This window comes from Peribacillus folii (assembly GCF_030271255.1).
Lineage (GTDB): Bacteria > Bacillota > Bacilli > Bacillales > DSM-1321 > Peribacillus.
The window spans coordinates 134,623-159,806 of sequence record NZ_JASJOM010000008.1; the positions used below are offsets into that span (position 1 = coordinate 134,623).

At 43.6% G+C, this 25,184-nt stretch carries 25 protein-coding genes and 2 riboswitches; of the genes, 1 reads left to right on the forward strand and 24 read right to left on the reverse strand.

What is annotated here, in order from left to right; all coding sequences use genetic code 11:
* Positions 1 to 124: 124 nt before the first annotated feature.
* From QNI08_RS15225 to QNI08_RS15335, 24 genes are all read right to left on the reverse strand, one after another.
* The gene (locus QNI08_RS15225) at positions 125 to 418 is read right to left on the reverse strand and encodes a YunC family protein (RefSeq protein WP_483313784.1); all 294 of its coding nucleotides are present in this window, start codon (positions 416 to 418) and stop codon (positions 125 to 127) included.
* 71 nt (positions 419 to 489) lie between these two features.
* Positions 490 to 1,878, reverse strand: coding sequence for a bifunctional metallophosphatase/5'-nucleotidase (locus QNI08_RS15230; protein WP_352231225.1), 1,389 nt, complete (start codon positions 1,876 to 1,878; stop codon positions 490 to 492).
* 15 nt (positions 1,879 to 1,893) lie between these two features.
* Positions 1,894 to 2,721, reverse strand: a complete 828-nt coding sequence (locus tag QNI08_RS15235; protein ID WP_285768259.1) for a sulfite exporter TauE/SafE family protein — start codon at positions 2,719 to 2,721, stop codon at positions 1,894 to 1,896.
* Between the two features lie 60 nt (positions 2,722 to 2,781).
* Positions 2,782 to 3,630, reverse strand: a complete 849-nt coding sequence (locus QNI08_RS15240) for a DUF72 domain-containing protein (protein ID WP_285768260.1) — start codon at positions 3,628 to 3,630, stop codon at positions 2,782 to 2,784.
* A 334-nt stretch (positions 3,631 to 3,964) separates the two neighbouring features.
* A complete protein-coding gene (locus tag QNI08_RS15245) occupies positions 3,965 to 4,531 on the reverse strand; it encodes a hypothetical protein (RefSeq protein WP_285768261.1) in 567 nt (188 codons plus the stop codon).
* 12 nt (positions 4,532 to 4,543) lie between these two features.
* Positions 4,544 to 5,398, reverse strand: coding sequence for a hypothetical protein (locus tag QNI08_RS15250; protein WP_285768262.1), 855 nt, complete (start codon positions 5,396 to 5,398; stop codon positions 4,544 to 4,546).
* Between the two features lie 14 nt (positions 5,399 to 5,412).
* Positions 5,413 to 6,366: a S8 family peptidase gene (locus QNI08_RS15255; RefSeq protein WP_285768263.1), complete on the reverse strand. Its 954-nt coding sequence runs from the start codon at positions 6,364 to 6,366 to the stop codon at positions 5,413 to 5,415.
* A 265-nt stretch (positions 6,367 to 6,631) separates the two neighbouring features.
* Entirely contained in the window at positions 6,632 to 8,029 is a 1,398-nt protein-coding gene (gene sufB, locus QNI08_RS15260) for a Fe-S cluster assembly protein SufB (protein ID WP_285768264.1), read from the reverse strand.
* 54 nt (positions 8,030 to 8,083) lie between these two features.
* On the reverse strand, positions 8,084 to 8,512 hold the full coding sequence (gene sufU / locus QNI08_RS15265; protein WP_285768265.1) for a Fe-S cluster assembly sulfur transfer protein SufU: 429 nt from the start codon (positions 8,510 to 8,512) through the stop codon (positions 8,084 to 8,086).
* The gene (locus tag QNI08_RS15270) at positions 8,502 to 9,731 is read right to left on the reverse strand and encodes a cysteine desulfurase (protein WP_285768266.1); all 1,230 of its coding nucleotides are present in this window, start codon (positions 9,729 to 9,731) and stop codon (positions 8,502 to 8,504) included. The genes sufU and QNI08_RS15270 overlap by 11 nt, the downstream gene beginning before the upstream one ends.
* Complete coding sequence (gene sufD / locus QNI08_RS15275; RefSeq protein WP_285768267.1) at positions 9,731 to 11,032, reverse strand: Fe-S cluster assembly protein SufD; 1,302 nt, start codon at positions 11,030 to 11,032, stop codon at positions 9,731 to 9,733. Before sufD ends, QNI08_RS15270 begins: the two co-directional genes overlap by 1 nt.
* Before the next feature lie 15 nt (positions 11,033 to 11,047).
* Positions 11,048 to 11,833: a Fe-S cluster assembly ATPase SufC gene (sufC, locus tag QNI08_RS15280; RefSeq protein ID WP_285768268.1), complete on the reverse strand. Its 786-nt coding sequence runs from the start codon at positions 11,831 to 11,833 to the stop codon at positions 11,048 to 11,050.
* 432 nt (positions 11,834 to 12,265) lie between these two features.
* Positions 12,266 to 12,418 (reverse strand): YuzK family famiily protein, encoded by a 153-nt coding sequence (locus QNI08_RS22595; RefSeq protein ID WP_483313785.1) that lies wholly within the window; start codon positions 12,416 to 12,418, stop codon positions 12,266 to 12,268.
* A 538-nt stretch (positions 12,419 to 12,956) separates the two neighbouring features.
* Positions 12,957 to 13,784: a MetQ/NlpA family ABC transporter substrate-binding protein gene (locus tag QNI08_RS15285; protein ID WP_285768269.1), complete on the reverse strand. Its 828-nt coding sequence runs from the start codon at positions 13,782 to 13,784 to the stop codon at positions 12,957 to 12,959.
* A 15-nt stretch (positions 13,785 to 13,799) separates the two neighbouring features.
* Positions 13,800 to 14,468, reverse strand: a complete 669-nt coding sequence (locus tag QNI08_RS15290; protein ID WP_285768270.1) for a methionine ABC transporter permease — start codon at positions 14,466 to 14,468, stop codon at positions 13,800 to 13,802.
* The gene (locus tag QNI08_RS15295) at positions 14,461 to 15,495 is read right to left on the reverse strand and encodes a methionine ABC transporter ATP-binding protein (protein ID WP_285768271.1); all 1,035 of its coding nucleotides are present in this window, start codon (positions 15,493 to 15,495) and stop codon (positions 14,461 to 14,463) included. Before QNI08_RS15295 ends, QNI08_RS15290 begins: the two co-directional genes overlap by 8 nt.
* Before the next feature lie 167 nt (positions 15,496 to 15,662).
* Positions 15,663 to 15,778, reverse strand: a riboswitch (SAM riboswitch).
* Positions 15,779 to 15,896: 118 nt separating this feature from the next.
* Positions 15,897 to 17,207: an O-acetylhomoserine aminocarboxypropyltransferase/cysteine synthase family protein gene (locus QNI08_RS15300; protein ID WP_285768272.1), complete on the reverse strand. Its 1,311-nt coding sequence runs from the start codon at positions 17,205 to 17,207 to the stop codon at positions 15,897 to 15,899.
* 108 nt (positions 17,208 to 17,315) lie between these two features.
* Positions 17,316 to 17,421: riboswitch (SAM riboswitch) on the reverse strand.
* Between the two features lie 149 nt (positions 17,422 to 17,570).
* Entirely contained in the window at positions 17,571 to 17,879 is a 309-nt protein-coding gene (locus tag QNI08_RS15305; protein WP_285768368.1) for a thioredoxin family protein, read from the reverse strand.
* A gap of 18 nt (positions 17,880 to 17,897) precedes the next feature.
* On the reverse strand, positions 17,898 to 18,248 hold the full coding sequence (locus QNI08_RS15310) for a toprim domain-containing protein (RefSeq protein ID WP_285768369.1): 351 nt from the start codon (positions 18,246 to 18,248) through the stop codon (positions 17,898 to 17,900).
* A 91-nt stretch (positions 18,249 to 18,339) separates the two neighbouring features.
* Positions 18,340 to 18,723 (reverse strand): glycine cleavage system protein GcvH, encoded by a 384-nt coding sequence (gcvH, locus tag QNI08_RS15315; protein ID WP_061142404.1) that lies wholly within the window; start codon positions 18,721 to 18,723, stop codon positions 18,340 to 18,342.
* 95 nt (positions 18,724 to 18,818) lie between these two features.
* Positions 18,819 to 19,175, reverse strand: coding sequence for an arsenate reductase family protein (locus tag QNI08_RS15320; RefSeq protein ID WP_285768273.1), 357 nt, complete (start codon positions 19,173 to 19,175; stop codon positions 18,819 to 18,821).
* A gap of 140 nt (positions 19,176 to 19,315) precedes the next feature.
* Positions 19,316 to 21,103, reverse strand: a complete 1,788-nt coding sequence (locus QNI08_RS15325; RefSeq protein WP_285768274.1) for an acyl-CoA dehydrogenase family protein — start codon at positions 21,101 to 21,103, stop codon at positions 19,316 to 19,318.
* Between the two features lie 73 nt (positions 21,104 to 21,176).
* On the reverse strand, positions 21,177 to 22,355 hold the full coding sequence (locus QNI08_RS15330; RefSeq protein ID WP_285768275.1) for an acetyl-CoA C-acetyltransferase: 1,179 nt from the start codon (positions 22,353 to 22,355) through the stop codon (positions 21,177 to 21,179).
* Between the two features lie 81 nt (positions 22,356 to 22,436).
* On the reverse strand, positions 22,437 to 24,821 hold the full coding sequence (locus tag QNI08_RS15335) for a 3-hydroxyacyl-CoA dehydrogenase/enoyl-CoA hydratase family protein (RefSeq protein WP_285768276.1): 2,385 nt from the start codon (positions 24,819 to 24,821) through the stop codon (positions 22,437 to 22,439).
* A 206-nt stretch (positions 24,822 to 25,027) separates the two neighbouring features.
* Between QNI08_RS15335 and QNI08_RS15340 the strand changes: the two genes are divergently transcribed.
* Positions 25,028 to 25,159 carry a YuzL family protein gene (locus tag QNI08_RS15340; RefSeq protein WP_285768277.1) on the forward strand — a complete coding sequence of 44 codons (132 nt, stop codon included), beginning with the start codon at positions 25,028 to 25,030 and terminating at the stop codon, positions 25,157 to 25,159.
* The last annotated feature ends 25 nt before the right edge of the window (positions 25,160 to 25,184 follow it).

The window sequence follows — 25,184 nt, forward strand, 5'->3', positions numbered from 1 at the left end:
TTATAAGGATTATCGGAACATATCTACATAAATGAATCCGTTTAAAAATATTTATTGAAAAATATCTGAAAAACTTGGTGAAATGAACAAAGGGCCCCTTCTGGATAAAAGAAAGCCCCCTTTTTCAAATCATTCTGATCAATGCCTCTTTACCGATCATTCCTGGATAAATGCCCTTTGCCTCCGCTTCCCACGTTACCGATTCAAGCGGTGCATCCAAAAGCTCTTCAATCGACTTTACCCCTGTGGCCCTGCCTGCAAGGATTTTACGGTCACTTAATTTTTCATTGAGCAGCCCCACATCTAAGGCGCCGCACATTATATACCCTTTTTCGGACGCCACAGCAAGCAAATTGGTTTTCGGAAGCCGGACAGAAATAGCCAAGAAGGTATGACTGTCTAGTATTATTGGTATCATGCTTATCAAAATGGTTTCGCCCCTTTCTTCCTCATACATTATGAAAAAAAGGGCGAAACCGTGATTTTGCTTTAGGCATCTGCATATATTTTTTTCAGCTTCCAGGCGAGAATATCCCGCAGGAATTCAGGTAATAGGTATTCCTTGCGATTCGATCGCTGAATGCTCGGAAAGAAATGCCCGAACGTGAACATATCAGGAATCGCCAGTTTATAGGTCTGATCCGCCCGCAGTTGTTCTCCATTCACCAGGATCGCTTTTACGATTCCGTTCTCGATTTCTACGAATTCAATATGATCATAATGCATGACTCCCATGATTTTACCCCTGAAGCCAAAGCCCTTCACCTGGATATGGGGCCATTCCTCATTTCTCGATTGCAGGAGAATTTCTTTTAATTCCTTTCCGTTGACTTCAACCACGCAAGGATTGATCGGATGCGGACAAATCCGATGGATATCCCCTTTGGTGACTGGCCCCTTCGGCAGCCCATCCAGCAGGAGCCCGGCATTCAAGAAGGTGCAATCAGCTTTGCTCCATTCCCTTAGCGCCTCCCCAAGGATTTTCGTAAGGATGCTTACGTTGAACCAATCATTTTCGAGCGGCTCTGGCAAGTTCACCACGACCTCGTTCAGCGTTTTACCGCCTCCCATGTAAATGGCTTCAACCCAGGAACGTTCATCCTCCAATTCCAAAAAGTCATTGGTATCATATAGAATCGCATTTTTCTTGGAAATCCGCTTGTCATGATCGATGGTCAGTTCAACCTGTCCCACATAAAATCCATATTTTCCGGCACCGCATAGGAGCACATCATTGACCAGCTTCCCCTGATGAAGGATATGGTGGGTATGCGCGCCAAGGATGACATCAATCTGCGGAAAGTCCGTTGCCATCCTTTCGTCGTCATGGATGCCCAAGTGTGAAAGGATGATGATGACATCCGCCTTGGCCTTAATCTCTTCAAGCTGTTCTTTTAATTCCTCGAATGGTTCAGTCAGTTCCCAGTCCATCGCGGAGTAGAACTTTTGAAAAAAGGCAGTCAAACCAATCAGTGCAATCCTCGTGCCCTTTGCCGTTGTATGGATCCAATACGGAAGCGCCCATTCCGGCCTTTGATGATTCCGGTAATAGATGTTCGCTGCCAGGACCTTGAAATCTGCATGATCATATAAGGAATCCAACCCTTCATGAGGCAAAGTGATCCCTTCATTATTGCCAATGGTCACATATTGGTAGCCCGCTTCATTGAGCAATTCAATATTCCCCTTACCTAAGGTGCCTTCCGTATAAGGATGCCAACGATCCACATGATCACCTATATCGAATATGATCGCTTCTTCACCCGTTTCTTGATGAAGTTCCCTTCTTTCCTTAAGAAACTTCTCGATACGAGGCCAATTCTCGAAATGACTATGAAGATCATTGGTGTGATATAAATGAATGATTTCCGACATCATTTCCTTCCTCCTCGCTTATCCGGTAATCCCTTGGTATATCAGACGTAAACCAATGATTATCAGTACTATTTTCAACATATTTTCCAGCGACGCACTCTTGAGCCGCGTATTGATCATGGCCCCCAATTTGGCACCGAACCAAGCGCCTGGAATCAGGGCTAAAGCATAGAGCCAATTGATATTCCCAAGTGAAATATGGGTGATCGAATTCGTGATGGACGATAGAAATACCATGAACATGGAAGTTGCCACCGCCATATGCGGCGGGAAGAAGAAAAGCAGCATCATCACGGGAACCATCAAGGCACCCCCGCCTATTCCAAATAATCCGGAGCAAAATCCAACAACAAATGAAATCAATACCGCTGCCACCGGATGGTATCCATATGTAAACGCCTGTCCACTTTCAGTTTTATGCGTTTTGACGATTTTCCCTTTTCCCGGCTTGAAAACCATCGGCTTCAAGCGGTCCTTCACCAATAAAACCATGGCCATGAATACCATGAACATGCCAAAATATAAGGAGAAGGCTTCGATATTCAGGCTTTTATTCACATAGGCCCCAATTATGCCGCCAGGGGCGCCGCCAATGAAGAAAATCAAGCCGGCCTTATAATCGACCACCTTATGCTTTACATAGGCTAAAGTGGAGGATAAACCGGTGAAAATCATGATCACGGTAGAAACGCCTACCGCAACTTGTGGTGTCAGTTCATCGATTATATGCGCCGATGTACCAAAATACAAAAGGGAAGGCACAATGATGATGCCGCCTCCCAGACCGACAAGCGAGCCGATTGTTCCCGCTATCAAGCCAATACTTACCAATATCAACCAAACCATGTACAAATCCGCCTTTACCTTGTTGTGAGTCGTGCTGTTTCATTCATTATATAACTCCGCTTAAAACAAACCAAGCTGCCTGGGGGCCAGACCTTCATATTCTATGTCGAGGAGCTCGATCAACTGCTTGGCATTATCGGCAGCGTCCCCGCCTGAGTTATTATTGAAAAGGACATATAAATCCTTACTCTGATCTTCCAACTTCCTGATATTCGCCACCCATTCAGTCAATTCACGATGATTATAACGGTATAAATACCTGACCTCTCGCCAATTGTCCCCCGCATGCTTCTTCTGCCAACCATGCAGGTTTCGGCCATGGAAGCGTATCAAGGTTTTATCGCGATCCGTGGCCTGGAGGACGATAGGAACCGAGCCCTCCCCAGCCTGCGGTTCATCACATATCGTATGAATCCAGCCTTCCTTTTCGAGAAATTCCAAGGTTTGCTGAATCATGCCGGGTCTGTACCAGCTTTGATTCCGGAACTCTATAGCAATTGGCGTGTCGCCCATCTCAAGCTTGCACCACCGTAAATAATCGACATTCTCCCTTTTACAGTCAAACCATGGTGGAAATTGAAGCAGGACCATCGCGAGCTTACCTGCCGTATCATAAGCCTCAAGGGAATCACGAAAGGCTTTGAACATCTCCTTTTTACTTTCAAATGGAATTTCCCCGCGCTGATGACCTGTCATCCCCTGATACGCTTTAACGACAAATTGAAAGGAGGCAGGCGTCTCGGCTACCCACTTTTCACTGTTTCGCTTTGGCTGAACCGCATAAAACGAAGCATCCACCTCCACAATAGGAAAATGAGCCCCGTACTCCTTCAGTTTATCACGCTGAGACACACCGCCCTCATACAAACGATCATGATCGCCCCAGCCAGTCACCCCAACATAAATCATCTGTACCATCCCCTCTCTTTGGACAGGCTTCCCCTGCTATATTTTTACCCCTGCAAAGGCGAATTTAATCTTGACGTAATGCCGGCCTGCCTTCCCTTTTAAAACGAAAGAACCTGCCAAGTCTCCCCGGCAGGCTTTCGTATGAATGGTTATGCTCTATCGCCTTACAGGCACCCGATCATTCTCCGATGGAGCCTTCCATTTCGAACTTAATCGATTGAAGCTGACAATCTTTTAAGTCCTTATTTTTTAGTTTAATGATAATACTCTTTTCAGATCGCATCAAGTTTTATGAATCAAGGTCCGGATTACACAATTTTAAAATTAATATGCTTCATCCTATCATATTGTATTTCACTAAATTCTCCAGATAGAATTTAAAATAATAATCATCTATATTCTCTTCAAACTCTGCCGTTCCATGGAACAACTTCGCACCTACCATTAAAGAATTAAGATATCCATCCAGATAATCACATCTAGCTTTCACCTTAAATTCAGAAACATACTGTCCATCTTTACTTTCAATTACAATATCGATTCTCCTGCCTTCATGTTCATCGATAATCATTTGATTATAATTTTGATCGAGCCAGTTTTTTTTCCTTTTACTTTTTTTAAGTGGATGGCGTCGATTGTCCTGACGTTGTTCTTCATGAAATTTTAGTTCATGAGGCAGGAAGACTTTTTTCAACACTTCACTATCACATATTTTGAGGCAAAGAAATATCTTCTCATACTCAAAATGCTCGTCCCTTGGCAAATCAAGAATTTCCGCTTTACTAAATTCCTCTGCCTTGAACTTTCGCTTCACCCTAGTTACGATCTCTTCTTTATTAAAAACCAAACTTTGTTTATTTTTTAAGTACTTCTTATAAATCTCCTCATAATTAAAATTCATAATACACCCCCATCATTTAACAGGTCCCCCATAAAAAGCATGAGCATTTGGCGTTTTTTTATAAGGATGCCAATGCCAATAATATCCTTTTTTAGGTTTACCACCGCTCTTATCCACTTCTGCAAATGGCTTACCTGAAGAATTAGCGCCTTGTGCTACACCTTTTGCTTGATTACTTGAGACTGACCATGTAACTTTCTTAGATTTCATTCTGGAAATAGCCGCAGATTTAGAAAGTCCTTTACCAATATATACCCCACCACTTTTTACAGTCGCTTGAAAATGACTATATTTCTTATCTTTTTTTGCTTGTGTAGCTATTACAAAAGCACTACCACCAACAATAATCATAGCCCCCGTATGGAATAATGCAGTTAATACCGCTGGACTCATAGCAATTCCAATAGGAATTAAAAATGCTAGTGATGGGTTTCCTTTTTCTGAATTATAATTGAATTTTTCACCTGTATCTGTATCGATGATCGTTACGTTTTCAATCTCATTATCTAATGTACTATATTCTAATTCGCTTAATGGAACTTGATATTCTTTACTTTCTAATTCACTAGATTCATCAATCTCTTCTGTATAAAGGGTAATAAACTCTGCCCCTGGTTCTACTACTACCTTGATAAATCCAGACTCCCCTAAAGCATTTTCTACAGAAGCCTCTAAAACCAACTCTTCACTAGAGAGATCAAATCCTTCTAGTTCTATATTTTCATCTAATAATTCAGATTCTATATTTTCTTTGAGTTCTTTTATTTGTTCTTCACCCATTATACTCTCACTATTAGCACTCATTTTATTAGGCAATATTGAAATAAATAAAGTGAATAAAAGTAATAATACTATATTTTTTTTCATCTTAATTGAACCTCCTATGGAAATGTCGGTACTCCATTACCAACTATCTCTTTATTATGGTTTATACTTATTGAATTTTTTTTAAGTAAGTCCATAATCTCAGGAAATGTATTTTTATCTTTATTAAAATCTAGACTATTTAGATTTTCTGCAATTACCCCTGACACTAATGCTGTTGAAAATGAGCTTCCACTAAATTGAGAATATCCTCCACGATGATCTAAAGTTATTAAATTAATACCAGGAGCTACAAAGTCTATTTTCCCAATTGCAGATAATTTAGTAGGTAAAAGTTGTTCGTTCACAACTCCAACTGAGATTACATTTTCAAACCTTGCTGGATACTGTGCGTTCAAACCATTAGTGTTTCCACTTGATGCAACAATGATAATCCCTTTATTAACCGCTTCATCTACAATATCTTTTAATTCATTAAAACCTGAATTGAAACCTAAACTTACATTAATTACATCTACATCCTCATCTATCGCCCACCGTAACCCCCTTGTGAAATCGCTTACATTTACTTCTCCGTTATCTTGAATGACTTTAACGGAATAAATAAAGACGTTTTTTGAAACGCCTATACTACCATCATCTTTAGACGCTATTAATCCAGCAATTGCTGTCCCATGACCAAAATTATCAGACAAATCGTACGAGTCAACCAAAGCATTATAACTTTTTTTAACTATACCTTTTAGATCAGTGTGATTATGATTAATTCCACTATCTAAAACAGCGACTACAACCTTACCCTTTGATATTGACTTAGGTTCAAAGCTAGAATTATAGTTGAAAATCTTCTTATGAGTTTCAATTTGCTGTTTCTTTAATGTAACTAATGATTCAACTTGTAAATTCTCCTCTATACTCTGGTCATTATTTAAACCGATGAAAAATATAGGAAACAAAAATACAAAGAAAATTATTAATATTAACCTAATTTTTTTTAGTAAAATTATCACTCCCAACTTTATTTTTTATGAAAACCAACTACAAATCTAGTACTTTTAGTTTATATTTACCAATGATTTTTTGTCAATATTTATTTTATTATGAATAATTTTACATATAAGAATTTATTACCATTCTTTATTTTCTTTATCATCAAACCTCAATTGGTTTACATAGACAAATTAAAAAGAAGACGAACTTTAAAGTCCGTCTCCTTCACTTAGTGGTAATCTGAATCGGCACATAATTGCTCGTTTCAAGATTCCTGTATTAAATTTATCCGATGGAGCCTTCCATTTCGAACTTGATCAGACGGTTCATTTCGACCGCATATTCCATTGGAAGTTCTTTTGTAAATGGCTCGATGAAGCCCATTACGATCATTTCCGTTGCTTCTTGCTCAGAGATTCCGCGGCTCATCAGGTAGAACAATTGCTCTTCCGATACTTTGGAAACCTTCGCTTCATGCTCAAGGGAGATGTTATCATTCAAGATTTCATTGTAAGGGATTGTATCAGATGTAGACTGATTATCCATGATTAGCGTATCACATTCAATATTCGAACGGGCTCCGTCCGCTTTGCGCCCGAAATGGACGATTCCGCGGTAGGTTACTTTTCCGCCTTGTTTGGATATTGATTTGGATACGATCGTTGATGAAGTATTAGGCGCAAGATGCGTCATTTTTGCCCCTGCATCTTGGTGCTGTCCTTTACCGGCAATGGCAATCGATAATGTCATACCGCGAGCGCCTTCACCCTTTAGGATGACGGCAGGGTATTTCATCGTCAACTTGGAGCCGATGTTGCCATCGATCCATTCCATTGTAGCATTGGCATCACATACCGCACGTTTCGTAACCAAATTGAATACGTTGTTTGCCCAGTTTTGGATCGTCGTGTAACGGCAGTAGGCATCCTTTTTAATGACGATTTCAACAACCGCACTATGAAGGGAGTTCGTCGTGTAGACAGGTGCTGTACAGCCCTCTACATAGTGAACGGATGCGCCTTCATCGACAATGATCAATGTACGTTCGAATTGACCCATGTTTTCCGAGTTAATCCGGAAATAAGCTTGAAGCGGAGTATCCACTTTTATGCCTTTTGGTACATAGATGAAAGATCCGCCAGACCAGACAGCTGAGTTCAATGCCGCGAACTTATTGTCGGTTGGAGGAATCGTTTTGCCGAAATGCTCACGGAAGATATCTTCATTTTCACGAAGGGCTGAGTCCGTATCTTTAAATACGATCCCCATCTCTTCCAATTCCTCTTTCATGCTGTGGTAAACCACTTCTGATTCATATTGGGCGGATACCCCTGCAAGATATTTCTGTTCCGCTTCAGGAATTCCCAATTTATCGAAAGTCTGCTTGATTTCATCAGGAACTTCATCCCATGATTTCTCTGATTTCTCTGAAGGCTTGACATAATAAGTGATTTCATCAAAGTTCAAGCTATTCAAATCCCCGCCCCATTGAGGCATCGGCATATTGTAGAAATGCTTCAATGATTTCAAGCGGAAATCAAGCATCCATTGCGGTTCATTTTTCATGCGTGAAATTTCTTCCACGATTTCTTCAGTAAGACCACGCTTTGAACGGAAGATGGAAACATCTTTGTCCGCAAAGCCATATTTATAATCGCCAATATCAGGCATTTTCTTTGCCATAGCTCGTATTCCTCCATTTCAAATGGCTGAATTACAACAGCTCATTCTCGTTAATTATTCCTTCAATCCCTTTTCCATGGCCTTCCAAGCTAAAGTGGCACACTTGATTCTGGCTGGGAATTTGGATACACCCTGAAGGGCTTCAATATCCCCAAGGTCAATTGAATCATCGTATTCCTTTCCTTGGATCATTAAAGAAAAGGTGTCGGACATCGCCAGGGCCTCTTGTATATCTTTGCCCTTAATTGCTTGTGTCATCATGGAAGCTGAACTCATGGATATGGAACAGCCATCACCATCGAATTTTACATCGCTGACTTTTCCAGCTTCAATCTTCATCGTCAAACGGATCCGATCGCCGCAAGTTGGATTGTTCATATCGATGGTCATGCTTCCATCCTCAAGCATGCCTTTATTACGCGGCTTCTTGTAGTGATCCATGATGACCTGGCGGTAAAGTGTATCTAAGTTATCAAAAGACATTGCTGAAATACTCCTTCGTTTTAACAAGTCCGGACACAAGCTTATCAATATCTTCTTCCGTGTTATAAAGATAGAAGCTTGCCCTTGCTGTCGATGATACGTCAAGCCATTTCATTAATGGCTGGGCGCAGTGATGACCGGCACGAACAGCTATTCCATCTGCATCAAGAACGGTGGCGACGTCATGTGGATGTACATCATCGATATTAAATGTCACTACGCCAGCACGCTTCTCCGCGTCCTTGGGACCGTAAATGGTCAAGCCTTCAACTGCAGACATTTTCTCGATTGCATATGCCGCCAGTCTGTGTTCATGACGCTCTATATGATCCAAGCCGATTTCCTCCAAGAAATCGATGGCGGCCCCAAGACCGATGGCACCGGCAATGATCGGGGTACCTCCTTCGAATTTCCACGGGAGTTCTTTCCATGTAGACTCATAAAGCCCTACAAAATCGATCATCTCTCCGCCGAATTCGACCGGCTCCATTTTTTCAAGAAGTTCTTTTTTACCATATAGTACGCCGATACCAGTCGGTCCGACCATTTTATGTCCCGAGAAGGCGAAGAAATCGCAATCCAAATCGCGGACATCGACTTTTAGATGCGGGGTGCTTTGCGCACCGTCGACAACCATGATCGCTCCGTGCTCATGGGCGATTTTCGCGATTTCCTTCACAGGATTGATAACGCCAAGTACATTCGAGACCTGCATGATGGAAACGATTTTCGTTGCTTCGGTGATTGTAGCCCTTGCATCATCAAGGGAGATCGTTCCATCCTCCTGAAGCGGTATATACTTCAGTACAGCGCCTTTATCCTTTGCAAGCTGCTGCCACGGGATGATATTACTATGATGCTCCATGTAGGAGATGACGATTTCGTCACCTTCCTTAACATTGGCTCCACCGTAACTTCTTGCTACCGTATTTAAAGAAGTCGTCGTACCCCTTGTGAAGATGATTTCTTCTGTAGAAGAAGCATGAATGAATTTGCGTACCTTTTCACGTGCACCTTCATACGCATCCGTAGCTTTTGTTCCCAGTGTATGCACCCCGCGGTGAACATTCGAGTTGTACCCGCGGTAATATTGCTCAATCGCTTCAATCACTGCAGCCGGTTTTTGTGAGGTTGCAGCACTATCCAAATAAACTAATGGCTGACCGTTGACTTCTTGATCTAATATTGGAAAAAGCTTACGAATTTCGTATGGGTTCATTACTGTACTTTCCTTTCAATGACCGCCACTAATTGCTTCTTAACTCCCTCAATTGGAAGCTGGTTGACAACAGGGGCCAAGAATCCGTGAATGACAAGGCGATCGGCTTCTTTCTTGGTAATACCACGGCTCATTAAATAATACAGCTGAAGCGGATCGACACGGCCGACTGAAGCGGCGTGACCAGCCGTTACGTCGTCTTCATCAATCAGAAGGATCGGGTTGGCATCGCCACGAGCTTTATCACTAAGCATGAGTACGCGAGATTCCTGCTCGGCATTGGCCTTAGTCGCACCATACTCTATTTTTCCGATTCCGTTGAAAATCGTGGAGGCACTGTCCTTCACGACACCGTGTTTAAGGATATGTCCCTCGGAACGCTTGCCATAATGGATGATGGCAGTCGTGAAGTTTTGCTTTTGCTCTCCGCGGCCGACTACAACGGACTTAGTGTCCCCATGTGAGCCATCGCCCATCAGGTACGTTATATTATCCGAAATCGTATTGCCGTCATTCATCAGGCCAAGGGCAAATTCGATATGGGCATCACGTGCTGCCACGCCACGGCGATTAACATAGGTCGTAAATCCTTTTGAAAGGGTATCGACCGCTCCGTATTCCACTTTCGCATTTGCATTTGCGAATACTTCGGTTACGATATTGGCGATTCCTTCATTGGATTCGACACTAGAGAAATAGTTCTCTACATATGTCACCGAGCTATTATCTTCCGCTACGATCAATACATGATTGAAAAGTGTGGCATCTGGATTATCCAATAAGAAAACCGATTGGATCGGCTCTGCGAGTTCCACGTTTTTCGGAACATAAAGGAATGCTCCCCCATTGATCAATGCAGCATGCAGTGCCGTTAAACGATGCTCATCTATTTTAACGCCGTCTTTCATGAAATATTTTTGCACGAGATCCGAATGCTCACGAGCTGCCGTGAGAATATCCGTGAAAATGACGCCCTGTTCCTTAACATCGGCAGTCAAGTTGATAAATGCCGGCGTGTTGTTGCGTTGAATGTATAAGTTTCCATTTTCTTCAATGATGGATTTAATTTCTTCCGGAAGCTCTTCCAAAGAAGCAAAAGCTTCACTTTCAACCGCATGGTTCTTGAAGGAAGTAAAATTCCATTTGTCGATTTTCGTTTTATCCGGCTTAGGCATCGGCAGCTTATCTAATTCCGAAAAAGCTTGGATCCGAAGCTCCGAAAGCCAGGCTGGCTCATTATTTTTAGCTGAATAAGAGCTGATATCCTCTTGTTCAAACGGTAATTTCGTTTCTGTAGTCATTGCAAATCCTCCTACTTACGCTTCTTCGCCAACAGTTTCGTCTTCAATGCCCAATTCTTGTTTGATCCAATCATAGCCTTCCGCTTCCAAACGGGCAGCAAGCTCAGGTCCACCTGACTTCACGACGCGTCCTTGCATCATGACATGGACAAAATCAGGAGTGATGTAATTTAATAGACGTTGGTAGTGGGTGATGATTAAGCAGCCAAAGTCTTCTCCGCGCATTTCGTTGATCCCTTTGGAAACGACTTTAAGTGCATCGATATCAAGCCCTGAGTCAATCTCATCCAAGATCGCGATTTTAGGTTCGATCATCATTAATTGAAGGATTTCATTACGTTTTTTCTCTCCGCCTGAGAATCCTTCGTTTAGGTAACGTTGCGCCATATCTTCATCCATTTCAAGGAATTCCATTTTTTGATCCATTTGACGGATGAATTTCATCAACGAAATCTCATCGCCCTCTTCGCGGCGTGCGTTGATGGAAGAACGTAAGAAGTCAGCGTTCGTAACACCGCTGATTTCACTTGGGTATTGCATCGCAAGGAATAGACCGACACGAGCACGCTCGTCGACTTCCATTTCCAAAACATCCTCACCATCGAATGTGATGCTTCCGCTAGTTACTTCATATTTTGGGTGACCCATGATCGCTGATGATAATGTCGATTTACCAGTTCCGTTCGGTCCCATGATCGCATGGATTTCCCCGCCCTTAACTTCAAGGTTTACCCCTTTTAAAATCTCTTTGCCTTCGATTGATACGTGAAGATCTTTAATCGTTAATGTAGAAGCTGACATAATAATACCTCCGTGAACTAATTCCTATTTTATTACCAGAAAGTAAGGTTAACTTTCTCAACTATAATTATCGTAAAAACATTCTCACTTTATTCTCATTCCAATTTTATAACAAATCCAATTTGGAATCAACTAATATAGAGAGGGTTTACACTTCTTGCATGGTGAAAACCTGTCCAATTATCAGGATACTAACAGTTATTGCCCATTTCCAGCAAAATAAGACTTTTTTATCCTTTGTTGAAATAATCTTATTATTCGATAAATACACAGAGCTTAGAATGCAAAATAAGATCGCTCCGCATGAAAAATAAAAAAATCGGGCTGTTGGGCATTATGTAAGCTGCCTCGAATAAGGATATCCTTATTTTCTGGACCACTTACCATTTTACCTCTACAGACCGATCTTTTAAAGAATTCTTTTTTATATACTTAGGCGTGAATTTTCCGTTGTAAGTCCTTGACCATTTGGTTGCATTTTTCGTGTTCCCTATCTCGTTCCTTCTCAACCTCGATCCGGAGGTCTAAGTTTCTACTGTACTCACTGTAGCCAATCCCATGTGAAGACTGCATCGCCTTTTCCATTTCGCTTGTTACATTCAAATCTAGAGTATTGATAGTGAACCATCCTTTCAAATTTGTGAATCAATTTATTGCCTTCTTTATTTCTTTACCCTTCACTTTCATGATTAAACATTACAAGTTAATGTAGATAAAATCTCCATAACCCAAATACCCAAGGTTTTGGGTATTTTGTACATGATCCGTTGCATGTCACTGTTGGCGGTAGGGGAGCCTCCTTGGCTTGCGCCTGCATGGTCTCCCCTTCACCGCATTTCCCGCAGAAGTCTCACGCCTTCCGTTCCATTTCCAATCGGCGTGGTAATGCGGGGTGGATTTCGTTTTTCTAAGGGTAGGAAGTTGTTTCGCTGCACACTGCTTGAAAATGGAATTAAATTAGATTCCCTTTCCCCTTACCCAATGTTTCGGGAGGCTCTGGCCATGGCGATATTTCAAAGGACTCAACAGCCAATAAGGTGCCGATCGCGAGTGCATATCGCCTCAAACCAACTGTTATCAAAAAAACTCCGGAATGAAATCATTCCGGAGCCTTCTTATTGGATTATTTATCCGCTGGCACAACCGCACCTTTGTATTCTTTAAGGATGAAATCTTTAATTTCTTTGGAATGTAATACTTCCACAAGTGTCTTGATTGATTTTTTATTTTCATCACCTTTGTTTACAGCAATGACATTCACATATGGTGATTCTGAATCTTCAATCGCGATCGAATCTTTCAATGGATTCAAGCCTGCATCAATTGCATAGTTGGAGTTGATCAATACCGCATCGCCTTCTCCGCTTTCATAGATCTTTGGAAGTAATGCCGCTTCATATTCAGCGTCGAATTTAAGGTTTTTCTTATTTTCGATGATATCTTTCGTTGTCGCAGTCGTTTTGTCGATGCCTTCTTTCAGCTTGATGAGGCCATTTTTTTCCAACATGGATAAAGCACGGCCATGGTCAGCGACGGAGCTGCTTAAAATGATCGTTGCTCCTTCAGGAAGCTTATCGATGCTTTTGTATTTTTGTGAATATAAACCGATTGGCTCGATATGAATACCGCCCGCATTAACGAAATCATAACCATTTTCTTTAATTGCAGACTCTAAGAAAGGTAAATGCTGAAAATAGTTCGCATCCAACTCCTTGTCGTTCAACGCCTTATTCGGTAAAACATAGTCCTGGAATGTTTTGATTTCCAAGTCGATGCCTTTTTCTTTAAGGATCGGCTTCGCTTTTTCCAGAATTTCTGCATGTGGTACATTGGATGCCCCTACGACCAATTTCTCGGTATCGCCGCCGCTTTTTTTATCCTTATCACTTCCGCAAGCTGCCAAAGCAATCGATAACACTAAGATTAACGCAAAACCTAAAAACTTCTTCATCCCATTCATCTCCCTTTATCTTTTGTCCAATTTAGATGTAATCACATCTCCAATAATCTGAATTATGAAGACGATAATTAGAATAACGATTGTCGCTACAAGCGTAACGTCATTTTGACTTCTTTGGTAACCTTCCAAATAGGCTAGATTTCCAAGACCGCCTGCACCGATGACCCCAGCCATGGCGGTATAGCCGACTAATGCAATCGATGTTACCGTGATCCCTGAAACGAGGGCGGGCATCGACTCTGGCAGAAGCACCTTCCAAATGATCGTACTCGTTTTGGCCCCCATCGATTTAGCGGCTTCGATTACACCTTTATCGATTTCCCGAAGGCCGATTTCCACCATTCGTGCATAAAACGGTGCTGCGCCGATAATGAGTGCCGGCAGAGCCGCATTTTCGCCGATCATCGAACCGACGAGCGCTTTGGTGAAAGGAATGAGCAATACAATCAAAATAATAAATGGAATCGATCGGAAAATATTGACGAGAGCACTGATGATCCCATTCACGACCCGGTTTTGCCACATATTCCCTTTCCCTGTCAAGAACAGGACCAAGCCTAATAGTATGCCGATAAAGAACGTGGCCACTACAGAGATGCTTGTCATATACAAGGTTTCTTTTGTTGCCTCCATCATTTTTTCCCAATCTACATTCGGCAATAATTCTTCAAGCATGAGTGATCACCTCCACGCCTACCTGCTGTGCTTTAATGAATTCGATTGCGCGGAGCATTTCATCCTCTTTGCCGTCAAGGTGAATGAACAACGTTCCATATGAGCCGCTTCTGGTTTGCGATATTTTACCTTGAACGATATTAACGTCCAACTCGAAGTTGCGCACGAGCTTGGTTATCAATGGGCTTTCCACATGATCGCCGACAAAGGTCAATTGAATCACTTTACCTGCAGGGAAGCGTTCGAACAGATGATCCATCGTTTCCTTCGTCTCTTCCGGCTCCGTAACCTGCTGCACGAAGCGCTTCGTCATTTGTTCCCGAGGGTTCCTGAACACATCGAGGACCGGACCTTGCTCGACGACCTGCCCGTTTTCCATCACGGCCACACGATGACATATCTTGCGGATTACATGCATTTCATGCGTGATCAAGACAATCGTCAACCCAAGCCGCTGATTGATATCAACGAGCAATTCGAGGATGGAGTCAGTGGTCTGAGGGTCAAGAGCGGAAGTCGCTTCATCACACAGCAGCACTTTCGGATCATTGGCCAGGGCCCTTGCAATTCCGACCCTTTGCTTTTGCCCTCCGCTTAGCTGAGAAGGATACGCCTTTTCCCTGCCTTCAAGCCCGACTAGTTTGATCAATTCATTGACACGCTTCATCCTTTCAAATTTCGGAACGCCTGCAATTTCCAACGGGAAGGAGATATTATCCTGGACGGTCCTTGACCATAATAGATTGAAATGCTGGAATATCATGCTGATTTCCTGGCGTGCCTTACGGAGCTTAGCCCCTTTGATCTTGGAAATTTCTTTATCTGCGACGACAACCGATCCCTCGGTAGGTGTCTCCAAGCCATTGAGCATTCTGATCAGCGTACTTTTTCCTGCCCCGCTGTAGCCAATGATGCCAAAAATTTCACCTTTATTTATTTCAACGTTCACGTTATTTACAGCCTTGATCGTCTCGCCATTCCCCTTACCTGTCCGAAACAGCTTACTGACTTTGGTCAATGTAATCATTGTTGCTCACCTCTTTTATCCTATAAAACCCATGAACTTAGTTTACTTTGTACATCATCCAGCTTAATCATTTACCAAACCAGCTGCACATGCTTATGGTTTCCTAAATTGAAGAATAAAAAAACCTTTCTGCATGAGCAGAAAGGCAGGTGAAAAAGCTGGCCTTCCTCTCATCTTCCAAAGTGTTTGCACTTTGTGTGAATTGGCACCTTTCCAAGGAAAAAATCTCCTTGTCGGTTGCCGGGCTTCATCGGGCACATCCCTCCACCTCTCTTGATAAGAGCTAATATATAGAATATTTGTACATCATTATGTTCATTAGTATGGAGAAATTTTATCACAGATAAAAAAGGAGCGCAATGTATATTATTTCTAAAACAAAAAAATTCAGGGCTATATACTCAAAGTGATTTGGATGTCAATGAAACGGTTTCCGTAGCTTTTTCAATTGCCTGTTCCAAATCTTCTATTAAGTCATCCACATTTTCGATTCCAATCGATAGCCGGACTTGATCGGCGCTCACTCCGGATTTTACCAAGCCAGCATCATTCAGCTGTTGATGGGTGGTGCTGGCAGGGTGGATGATTAAACTCTTCGCATCCCCCACATTCGCTACATGTGACCATAATTCCACCGAATTGATGAGCCTTGCCCCTGCTTCGCGATCTCCTTGTATCCCGAAGGTCACCACGGCTCCAGCCCCCTTAGGCAGATATTTATCCGCAAGCGGCTTATCTGGATGATCTTCACTGCCTGGATATGATACCCATTTCACTGCAGGGTGGTTTTTCAAGTATTGAATGACGGTCCTCGTGTTTGCAAGATGCTCTTTCATCCTGACATGCAGTGTTTCTAGACCAAGCGTGAATTGGAAAGCACTTTGGGCACTTAGCGCCGGACCCAGATCACGGAGCAATTGTACCCTCGCTTTCGTAATGAATGCCGCCGGGCCGACTGCATCGGCATAGACCAGGCCATCGTAGCTCGGATCAGGCTCGGTGAAACCAGGGAAGTTCGGCGAATTCCAATTGAACTTGCCTCCGTCGACGATGACGCCACCTAATGTCGTCCCATTTCCCAAAAGCCACTTCGTAGCGGAATGGATGACGATATCCGCACCAAAATCGAGCGGTCTGCATAGATACGGCGTAGCGAAGGTGTTATCGATGATCAATGGGATGTGGGCTTCGTGGGCGATCTTTGCCACCGCTTCAATATCGAGCACCCGCAAACTCGGATTGCCAATCGTTTCAGCGAATATGGCCTTTGTTCTAGGCGTAATCGCCCTCCTAAAATTCTCAGGGTCATCAGGAGAGACGAATTTCACTTTAATTCCGTATTTAGGAAGGGTGTTTTCAAAAAGGTTATACGTTCCGCCATATAAGGTCGAGGCCGAAACGATTTCATCTCCTGCACCGGCAATATTCAGGATTGACAGGGATATGGCAGCCATTCCGCTTGCAGTTGCCAATCCGCCGATTCCCCCTTCCAATAAAGCCATCCTCTCCTCGAAAACGCTGACCGTCGGATTATGGAGCCTTGTGTATATATATCCTGTTTCCTTTAAACCAAATAAATTGGCTGCATGATCGGTATCCTTGAATAAGTAAGCATTGCTCTGGTATATCGGAACGGCACGAGCTCCAGTCTCATCACTTTGCAGGCCACCATGAACACTCAATGTTTCAAAACGCAATTTTTTATCTGTCATACGGCTTCTCCTCTTCCTTTATGGATTTCATTGAAAATGTAGCGGCCTTGGGAACGGTTCTTAACTCATACAAAAAAACCACTTCCACAAGAAGAGGCTTTCATACACACCTCATCTTCCAGAGTCAACACTCTGCTGGAATTAGCACCGTATATATATGTATACCGGTTGCCGGGCTTCGTCGGGCCAGTCCCTCCGCCACTCTTGATAAGAACTATTGAATTTTGTTTTTCCACATTCAAAATATAGCATTTTACCATTTATCAGTCAATGAATTGTTAGAATATTCTTTTTTTATTTATTTTACCTTTGCATTTGCTTGCCATAAGGCCAAGAACCCAAACCGGTTTCCGGTTGGGTTTGTCAGCTGATTTCCTTAAGCAATCCATACAGGTATGGAACGGATTGAAAGGCATATATTTTTTTATCCAGCTGTCCTTCCTTGAACAGCAATAAACAGGGCACACTTTCGATCTCATATGTTTCGGCCATCGTTTGGACATAGTTCATATTCATTTTCCCTGCCATCATTTCGGGGAATAATTGCAACGATATCTCCAGCATTTTAGAGGCGACCTGACATGTGCCGCACAAAGGCGTATATAAATATAGGCAAAAGGTTTCCCCATTTTCTATGGCAACCCTGCACGCTTCCTCATTCCACTCCTGCATCACTACGTCGTTCACCCTTTAACTTAAAAATTTCATTTTAACATTCATGTTGGCAGATAGAAGTACGATTGCAATATGATGTTCCGGTGAGCTTTCCACTTCTTTGTACATTTTATTGATGTAAAGGTGGTTCGCTTCCGGCATTTCCCTTCGAAATTGCTTTCGCAGCCTTTCCCCTGATTCATCCGCATCAAAAAGGAGGTACACATCCCGGTCCATCAATTCCTCGACCAATTCATCAAGCTTTGTTATTGAAATGGTTCCATTCGTACACCTAATTTCCACATCTTCATTCAAAACGGAGGCAACCTTCTTCCTGTCGGAACTGCCTTCAACAATGATCACCTTATCGAAACCGCCGCATTCCATGCCATCACTCCATTTCACGATTATGTGGACAACCGCCAAGCACAAAAGGAAAAAGAGAGCAGACCCCATCAGAGGGCCCCTCTCCTTCGTTTTACCCGTTGATCAAGCTTTCATACTCTTCCGCGCTCATAAGGCCCTCAACGTCACTGCTGTTCGTTGGTTCAACCACAATCATCCATGCTTTCTCAAAAGGAGATTCATTGACATATTCAGGGTTGTCACTTAACTCATCGTTCACTTCAACAACCTTGCCGCTGATCGGGGCATAAAGCTCGGAAACGGTCTTGACCGATTCAACGCTGCCAAATGGCTCGTTAGCCTTAAGCTCGTCCCCTACTTCAGGAAGCTCGACGAAAACGATGTCCCCTAGCTCGGATTGGGCAAATGCCGTGATCCCGATGCGCACTGTCCCATCTTCCGTCTTTACCCATTCATGTTCTTTCGTGTAACGAAGTTCTTTTGGTGTTGTTGTCATTATTAATTCCCTCCATATGTATAGCTTGTTTTTCTATTACATTATAAGGTAGAAATATTATTAAAGTAAGGAATTAACCAAATTTTTGTATAATTTTAGTTCCATACCTGTTCGAATTGCTCTTCTTTGAATCCTACCGTCACTTTCGTTCCATCCGTAACAATCGGCCTTTTTAGAAGCATCCCGTCAGTTGCCAATATATCAAGCATCTCAGCTTCGGTAGCTTCCTTCAGCTTATCCTTCAAGCCAAGCTCCCGATATTTTTGTCCGCTCGTATTGAAAAACTTCTTGAGCTCCAGCCCGCTGGTTTTGTATAGTTGTTCGATTTCAGCTCGGGAAGGCGGATTTTCCGCTATATGGATCGCCTCATATTGCAGTTCATGATGATCCAGCCACTTCTTCGCATTACGGCACGTGCCGCATTTTGGGTACCAATATAATATTAAGCCCATCGTTTCACCACCTATCAATAGAATACCCGTTTTCACCAAGCAATACAACGAAATGACTTTGATTTTCCGGGCGGATTTGAACAAAGGAAATAAAGGGAATGCCCATTGCGGACATTCCCTTCATTGAACGCTTTCATTGCTTATAGCGCGTATTTCTCCATTTCGATTACCTTGACGGAAGCTTCACGTTTTTTCGCAATGACATTGATCGGGGTATGCCTTGTCAATTTGCGAAGCGATGAAAGCATGATCCGAAGTGTATCGCCAGTTTCCACGGCGATTAATGTTTCCTTGGCATGCTGTTCAATTTCATTGAATGCTTCCTGAACGAAAATTTCAGTGTACAGGACCTTTTGTTTGTTCTTTTCCAGTCCACTTGCAGCGATCGCTTTTTCCGTACGTAATACAACCGACTCGGCGGCATACGCAAGGGACACGATGTCAGCAATGTTGGAGAGGATTTCTTGCTCCTGATCAAGACGCTTGCCGTATTTCTGCGCAGCAAGGCCCGCTGCCAAAATCCCGATTTTCTTGGCATTCCTGACGAGCATTTTTTCTTGTGCCAAAGGCTCATCACCAGGCTCCTCAGGCATCATCATCATCAATTCCTCCTGCAGCCCCTGTGCCTTTTGAAGAAGCGGCAATTCCCCTTTAAGTGCCTTCTTCAGGAACGTCCCTGGAACGAGCAGGCGATTGATTTCATTTGTGCCTTCAAAGATGCGGTTGATACGGGAATCACGATACGCTTTTTCGATTTCGTACTCCTGCATGAAACCATAACCGCCGTGAAGCTGTACACCTTCGTCCGTTACGTAATCCAATACTTCCGAAGCGAAGAATTTATTCACTGAACACTCAATCGCATACTCTGCAACCGCGGCAGCCATCGATTTGCCATCCTTCACCTGCTCATCCGTCAGCTTGCTTTGTCTTTGATCATAAAGCCCGACAGTACGGTATACAGAGCTTTCCGCTGCATAAATCTTGGCCGCCATCGTTGCCAGCTTCTCCTTCGTCAAGTTGAAGTCGGAGATTTTCGTTTTGAACTGCTGGCGTTGATTCGTATAAGCAGCTGTAATTTCAAGAGCGCGCTTAGATCCGCCAACGGCACCAACACCCAATTTATAACGGCCGATGTTCAAGATATTAAAAGCAATGACATGCCCTTTTCCGGCTACACCCAAAAGGTTTTCGACCGGCACCTGTACATCTTCAAGGATCAATGTACGTGTGGAAGAGCTCTTGATTCCCATTTTCTTCTCTTCCGCACCAGTGGATACACCCTTGTATTCACGCTCGACAATGAACGCGGAGAATTGTTCGCCATCGATCTTGGCATATACAACGAAGACATCTGCAAAGCCTGCATTGGTGATCCATTGTTTTTCACCATTTAAAATATAGTGTGTACCTTCAGCATTCAATTTCGCTGTCGTTTTCGCTCCTAAAGCATCAGATCCCGAGCTTGGCTCCGTTAACGCATAAGCGGCAATTTTTTCACCAGTAGCCAATGAAGGAAGATATTTCTGCTTTTGCTCTTCATTACCGAATAATACGATCGGCAAGGAGCCAATCCCTACATGTGCACCATGCGTAATGCCAAACCCGCCTGCAAGCGCCATTTTTTCCGTAATCAGTGCAGAACTGATTTTATCAAGCCCCAACCCGCTGTATTCCTCTGGTACGTCAGCACCAAGCAGCCCGATTTCACCTGCATGCTTCAGCAGTTTTACCGAGCGGTCGAATTCATGGTTTTCTAAATGTTCAACTTGCGGCAAAACTTCATTCACGACGAAATCTTCAGAAGTTTTGGCAATCATTTTGTGCTCATCCGTATAATCCTCTGGTGTGAATACTTGATCAAACGTAATATCTTCTACTAGGAAAGCTCCGCCTTTAATGAGGTTATCTGTTGTTTGATTCGACATATTATTTCCCCCTAAATGATTTATGATCAGTGAACCCCGCCGGAAGCGGCTGACAGCTTCCGCAAGGAGCGAATTATGCTAATAATTCAAAGACTCCGGCAGCACCCATTCCGCCGCCGATACACATTGTCACGACACCGAATTGTTGGTTCCTGCGTTTCATTTCATGTAAAAGGCTTAATGTCAATTTGGCTCCCGAACAACCAAGCGGATGTCCCAAGGCAATCGCCCCGCCATTCACATTGACGATTTCTTCATTCAATCCTAGCTCACGAATGATCTGAATCGATTGGGAAGCAAAAGCTTCATTCAATTCAAATAAACCAATGTCGGATAGCTCAAGACCCGCTAGTTTCAAAGCTTTCGGTATGGCGGCGATCGGTCCGATCCCCATAATTTCGGGCGGTACGCCTGCCACTGCAAAGGAACGGAATTTACCAATCGGCTTCATCCCCAATGAAGATGCCTTTTCCCCATCCATGACCATGACCGCTGCAGCTCCATCACTCGTTTGTGATGAATTCCCTGCCGTGACGGATCCGGTCACGGAGAATGCAGGTCTTAGTTTTTTGAGTATGTCCGCAGTCGTTCCTGCACGCACGCCTTCATCTTGTGCAAATGTGAATGACTTTTCCTTCAATTTAAGGTCAGGTCCAACAGAGCGAAGGGTTACATCAACCGGTACGATTTCGTCGTTGAATTTCCCTTCGGCAATCGCCTTGGCCGCCCTTTGATGGCTTCTTACAGCAAAGGCATCTTGATCGTCGCGGGTGATGCCATATTTTTTTGCAACCGCTTCAGCCGTGTGGCCCATGCCCATGTAATATTCCGGCGCCGTTTCCGCAAGCTGCGCATTCGGACGTGTCACATGGCCCATCATCGGCACAAGGCTCATCGACTCCGCACCGCCGGCAATGACGGTATCGCTTTGGCCGAGCATGATTCTCTCCGCACCATAGGCAATGCTTTGCAGACCGCTTGAACAGTAACGATTGATCGTTATCGCTGGTACTGTATAAGGCAGTCCTGCCAATGCACCAATGTTACGTGCCATATTCAGCCCTTGCTCCGCCTCTGGCATCGCACAGCCGATGATCAGATCATCAATGGTTCCTTCGTAATTTCCTGCACGCTTTATCGTTTCCTTTACCACTAGAGCCCCTAAATCATCTGGACGCACGTTCGCAAGAGAACCTTTCTTCGCTCTTCCTACCGGAGTCCTTGCTCCAGCAACTATTACCGCTTCTTTCATGAGGATCCCCCTAACTCATTTTTAAGCTATCAAGCCATCAAGCTTCTTTTTTTGTTTTCACCTTACACTTTCATCGATTCATCAGTTACGGAGCGGTTTCCCTTTTATGAGCATGTGCTGCATCCTTGCTTGGGATTTCGGAGTCGATATCAGTTTCAGGAACGCTTGTTTTTCAAGATTCAAGATATACTGTTCATCTACTTCCGTACCAAATGGAAGTTTTCCTCCGGCGAGGACGTATGCAAGCTCTTTTGCTATGACAAGATCGTGTTCGGATAAGAAACCGGAAAGGCGCATCGATTCCGCCCCCAATAGAAGGGCGGCATATCCCGTTTCGCCCACGACAGGAATCTTCGTGCGGACAGGAGCCGTATACCCCTGCTCATGCATGGAAAGGACCGCCTGCTTCGCATCATATAATTGATGGTCCGCGTTCACGCTGATTCCGTCGGATGAATCAAGGAAATTGTTTCCGCGTGCTTCTTCAGCGGATGTCGAAACCTTTGCCATCGCGACCGTTTCAAAGACTTGATTGGCCACTTTTTGCAAGTCAAAGTCCACGCCCTTAGGCATGTTACGCAACGTCTTCACGTAAAGCTCCTTCGTTCCGCCTCCGCCAGGGATCAACCCGACGCCTGCTTCGACAAGGCCCATATAGGTTTCTGTCGTCGCCTGGATCCGTGCAGCCGGCAAGGATACTTCGGCACCGCCGCCAAGGGTCATATTGAACGGGGCCACGACTACAGGAACGGCACTGTATTTAATTTTCAGCATGGCCTTTTGGAATTGACTGATGACCATATCCAGTTCAAAAATGTTGTCATCTTGCGCTTCCATAAGCATCATCGCAATATTAGCGCCTACACAGAAGTTTTTGCCCTGGTTTCCGATGACCAAGCCTTTGAAATTCGCTTCCGCTTCATCGACTGCCGCATTGATCATTTGCATGATATCAAGACCGATTGCATTATTCGGTGAAGTGAATTCCAGAAGAGCCACTCCATCGCCGATATCAATCAAGCTTGCACCGCTGTTTTTCTTGATCACGCCCTTTTGTTTCTTGATCGCTTTAAGATTGATCACTTTAGGGTTCTCGACAAGTTCTTTATATTCACCATTATCATAGTAATGGACAACCCCATTTTCCTCTTTATAGAACGACGTGATTCCCTTTGCAAGCATTTCCTTCACCCAATGCGGGACGGTAATCCCTTCGGATTCCAGCCTTGCCACCGATTTCTCTACGCCGATTGCATCCCATGTTTCAAAAGGACCTGTCGACCATCCAAAGCCCCATTTCATCGCTTGATCGATTGCCACGATGTCATCCGCGATGTCACCAAGCAATTGGGCAGAGTACACAAGCGCCGGATTCAGCACGTTCCACAGCAATTGGCCGGCACGGTCATCGCTATAAACAAGCGCTTTCATTTTGTTTGCCAAGCCCTTGGACTGTTTCGCCATTTCAATGGAAGGCGTTTTTAGTTTCTTTCGTGCTTCATATTCAAGTGTATCGGGATTCAATTCAAGGATTTCTTTGCCCTTTTTCAAGAAGAAGCCTTGACCTGACTTGCTTCCAAGCCAACCCTTCTTTAGCATTTCGTTCATGAAAGCAGGGAGAGCGAAAACTTCTTTTTCTTCCCCTTCCACTTGGTCATAAACGTTTTTCGCAACATGGGCAAAAGTATCCAAGCCGACCACATCGAGTGTCCGGAAAGTCGCGCTAGTTGCCCTTCCGATCAACGGTCCGGTTACTGAATCGACCTCGCCAACACTATAGCCGCCTTTTTGCATTTCCCGCAGTGTCACCAGCAAGCCGTAGGTGCCGATCCGGTTTGCGATGAAGTTTGGTGTATCCTTGGCTTCGACGACACCTTTTCCAAGTACATCCTCGCCAAATTGTTTCATATATTCGAGCACTTCTGGTGAAGTTGCTTCAGTAGGTATGATTTCCAGCAATTTTAAGTAGCGCGGCGGATTGAAGAAGTGTGTTCCCAGAAAATGTTTTTGAAAGTCCTCCGAACGCCCCTCTTTCATCGCCTCGATTGAAATGCCGGATGTATTCGAGGATATGATGCTTCCTGGCTTACGGTGCTGATCAACTTGAGCAAAGACGCTTTTCTTCACTTCCAGCTTCTCGACGACCACTTCGATGACCCAATCGACATCCTTCAAACGGTTTATATCATCTTCCAGGTTTCCCGCCTCGATCAAAGCAAGATTCCCTTTTGCCGAAAGCGGTGCCGGCTTCTGTTTTAAAAGCTTTGTAATCGCAGTTTGACTGATGCGGTTACGTACTTGTTTATCTTCTAATGTTAGTCCCTTTTTCTTTTCATCCTCTGTAAGTTCGCGAGGTACAATATCCAATAATAAAGTCGGAATGCCGATGTTAGCAAGGTGTGCAGCAATCCCTGATCCCATAACTCCTGACCCTAAAACAGCAGCCTTTCGTATTTGTCGAACCAAGTTCATATCCCCCTTACGCAATGTATTGAATGAATGCTCATTCATTTTTAATCCAAAAAAATTTGAATATTTTTTCTTATTACTAATATAGAATATATTTGGAAATTCCGCAATGATTAAACAGGAAAAAATATTTTTTTATCCATCTTCCTTTGGTTATTTCTTCACTGTTCAGTAGAAAATAACGAGCAGGAGGTGACCTATAAATGAAACGTAAAAACAATCCTTCGAAAGCGGCAGTAAGTGCAGCGAGCGTCAAAGGCAATGCCGGCCCCGGCGGCGAACGCTCACATGGAATCAATAAAGTGAACAGCCAGAACAATCAATTCAAAAAATAAATTCCCACGGCAGCCGACCGCCATC

Excerpts from the sequence above, each read along its gene's own strand:
- QNI08_RS15240 (WP_285768260.1), bottom strand. The coding sequence starts at position 3,630 with ATGATTTATGTTGGGGTGACTGGCTGGGGCGATCATGATCGTTTGTAT.
- QNI08_RS15270 (WP_285768266.1), bottom strand. The coding sequence starts at position 9,731 with ATGAACCCATACGAAATTCGTAAGCTTTTTCCAATATTAGATCAAGAA.
- QNI08_RS15305 (WP_285768368.1), bottom strand. The coding sequence starts at position 17,879 with ATGCAGGAGTGGAATGAGGAAGCGTGCAGGGTTGCCATAGAAAATGGG.
- QNI08_RS15325 (WP_285768274.1), bottom strand. The coding sequence starts at position 21,103 with ATGTCGAATCAAACAACAGATAACCTCATTAAAGGCGGAGCTTTCCTA.
- QNI08_RS22595 (WP_483313785.1), bottom strand. The coding sequence starts at position 12,418 with ATGGAAAAGGCGATGCAGTCTTCACATGGGATTGGCTACAGTGAGTAC.
- sufB (WP_285768264.1), bottom strand. The coding sequence starts at position 8,029 with ATGGCAAAGAAAATGCCTGATATTGGCGATTATAAATATGGCTTTGCG.
- sufD (WP_285768267.1), bottom strand. The coding sequence starts at position 11,032 with ATGACTACAGAAACGAAATTACCGTTTGAACAAGAGGATATCAGCTCT.
- QNI08_RS15250 (WP_285768262.1), bottom strand. The coding sequence starts at position 5,398 with ATGAAAAAAAATATAGTATTATTACTTTTATTCACTTTATTTATTTCA.
- QNI08_RS15320 (WP_285768273.1), bottom strand. The coding sequence starts at position 19,175 with ATGGGCTTAATATTATATTGGTACCCAAAATGCGGCACGTGCCGTAAT.
- QNI08_RS15235 (WP_285768259.1), bottom strand. The coding sequence starts at position 2,721 with ATGGTTTGGTTGATATTGGTAAGTATTGGCTTGATAGCGGGAACAATC.
- QNI08_RS15285 (WP_285768269.1), bottom strand. The coding sequence starts at position 13,784 with ATGAAGAAGTTTTTAGGTTTTGCGTTAATCTTAGTGTTATCGATTGCT.
- QNI08_RS15300 (WP_285768272.1), bottom strand. The coding sequence starts at position 17,207 with ATGACAGATAAAAAATTGCGTTTTGAAACATTGAGTGTTCATGGTGGC.
- QNI08_RS15225 (WP_483313784.1), bottom strand. The coding sequence starts at position 418 with ATGATACCAATAATACTAGACAGTCATACCTTCTTGGCTATTTCTGTC.
- QNI08_RS15290 (WP_285768270.1), bottom strand. The coding sequence starts at position 14,468 with ATGCTTGAAGAATTATTGCCGAATGTAGATTGGGAAAAAATGATGGAG.
- sufU (WP_285768265.1), bottom strand. The coding sequence starts at position 8,512 with ATGTCTTTTGATAACTTAGATACACTTTACCGCCAGGTCATCATGGAT.
- sufC (WP_285768268.1), bottom strand. The coding sequence starts at position 11,833 with ATGTCAGCTTCTACATTAACGATTAAAGATCTTCACGTATCAATCGAA.
- QNI08_RS15295 (WP_285768271.1), bottom strand. The coding sequence starts at position 15,495 with ATGATTACATTGACCAAAGTCAGTAAGCTGTTTCGGACAGGTAAGGGG.
- QNI08_RS15230 (WP_352231225.1), bottom strand. The coding sequence starts at position 1,878 with ATGATGTCGGAAATCATTCATTTATATCACACCAATGATCTTCATAGT.
- QNI08_RS15330 (WP_285768275.1), bottom strand. The coding sequence starts at position 22,355 with ATGAAAGAAGCGGTAATAGTTGCTGGAGCAAGGACTCCGGTAGGAAGA.
- QNI08_RS15245 (WP_285768261.1), bottom strand. The coding sequence starts at position 4,531 with ATGAATTTTAATTATGAGGAGATTTATAAGAAGTACTTAAAAAATAAA.
- QNI08_RS15310 (WP_285768369.1), bottom strand. The coding sequence starts at position 18,248 with ATGGAATGCGGCGGTTTCGATAAGGTGATCATTGTTGAAGGCAGTTCC.
- gcvH (WP_061142404.1), bottom strand. The coding sequence starts at position 18,723 with ATGACAACAACACCAAAAGAACTTCGTTACACGAAAGAACATGAATGG.
- QNI08_RS15340 (WP_285768277.1), top strand. The coding sequence starts at position 25,028 with ATGAAACGTAAAAACAATCCTTCGAAAGCGGCAGTAAGTGCAGCGAGC.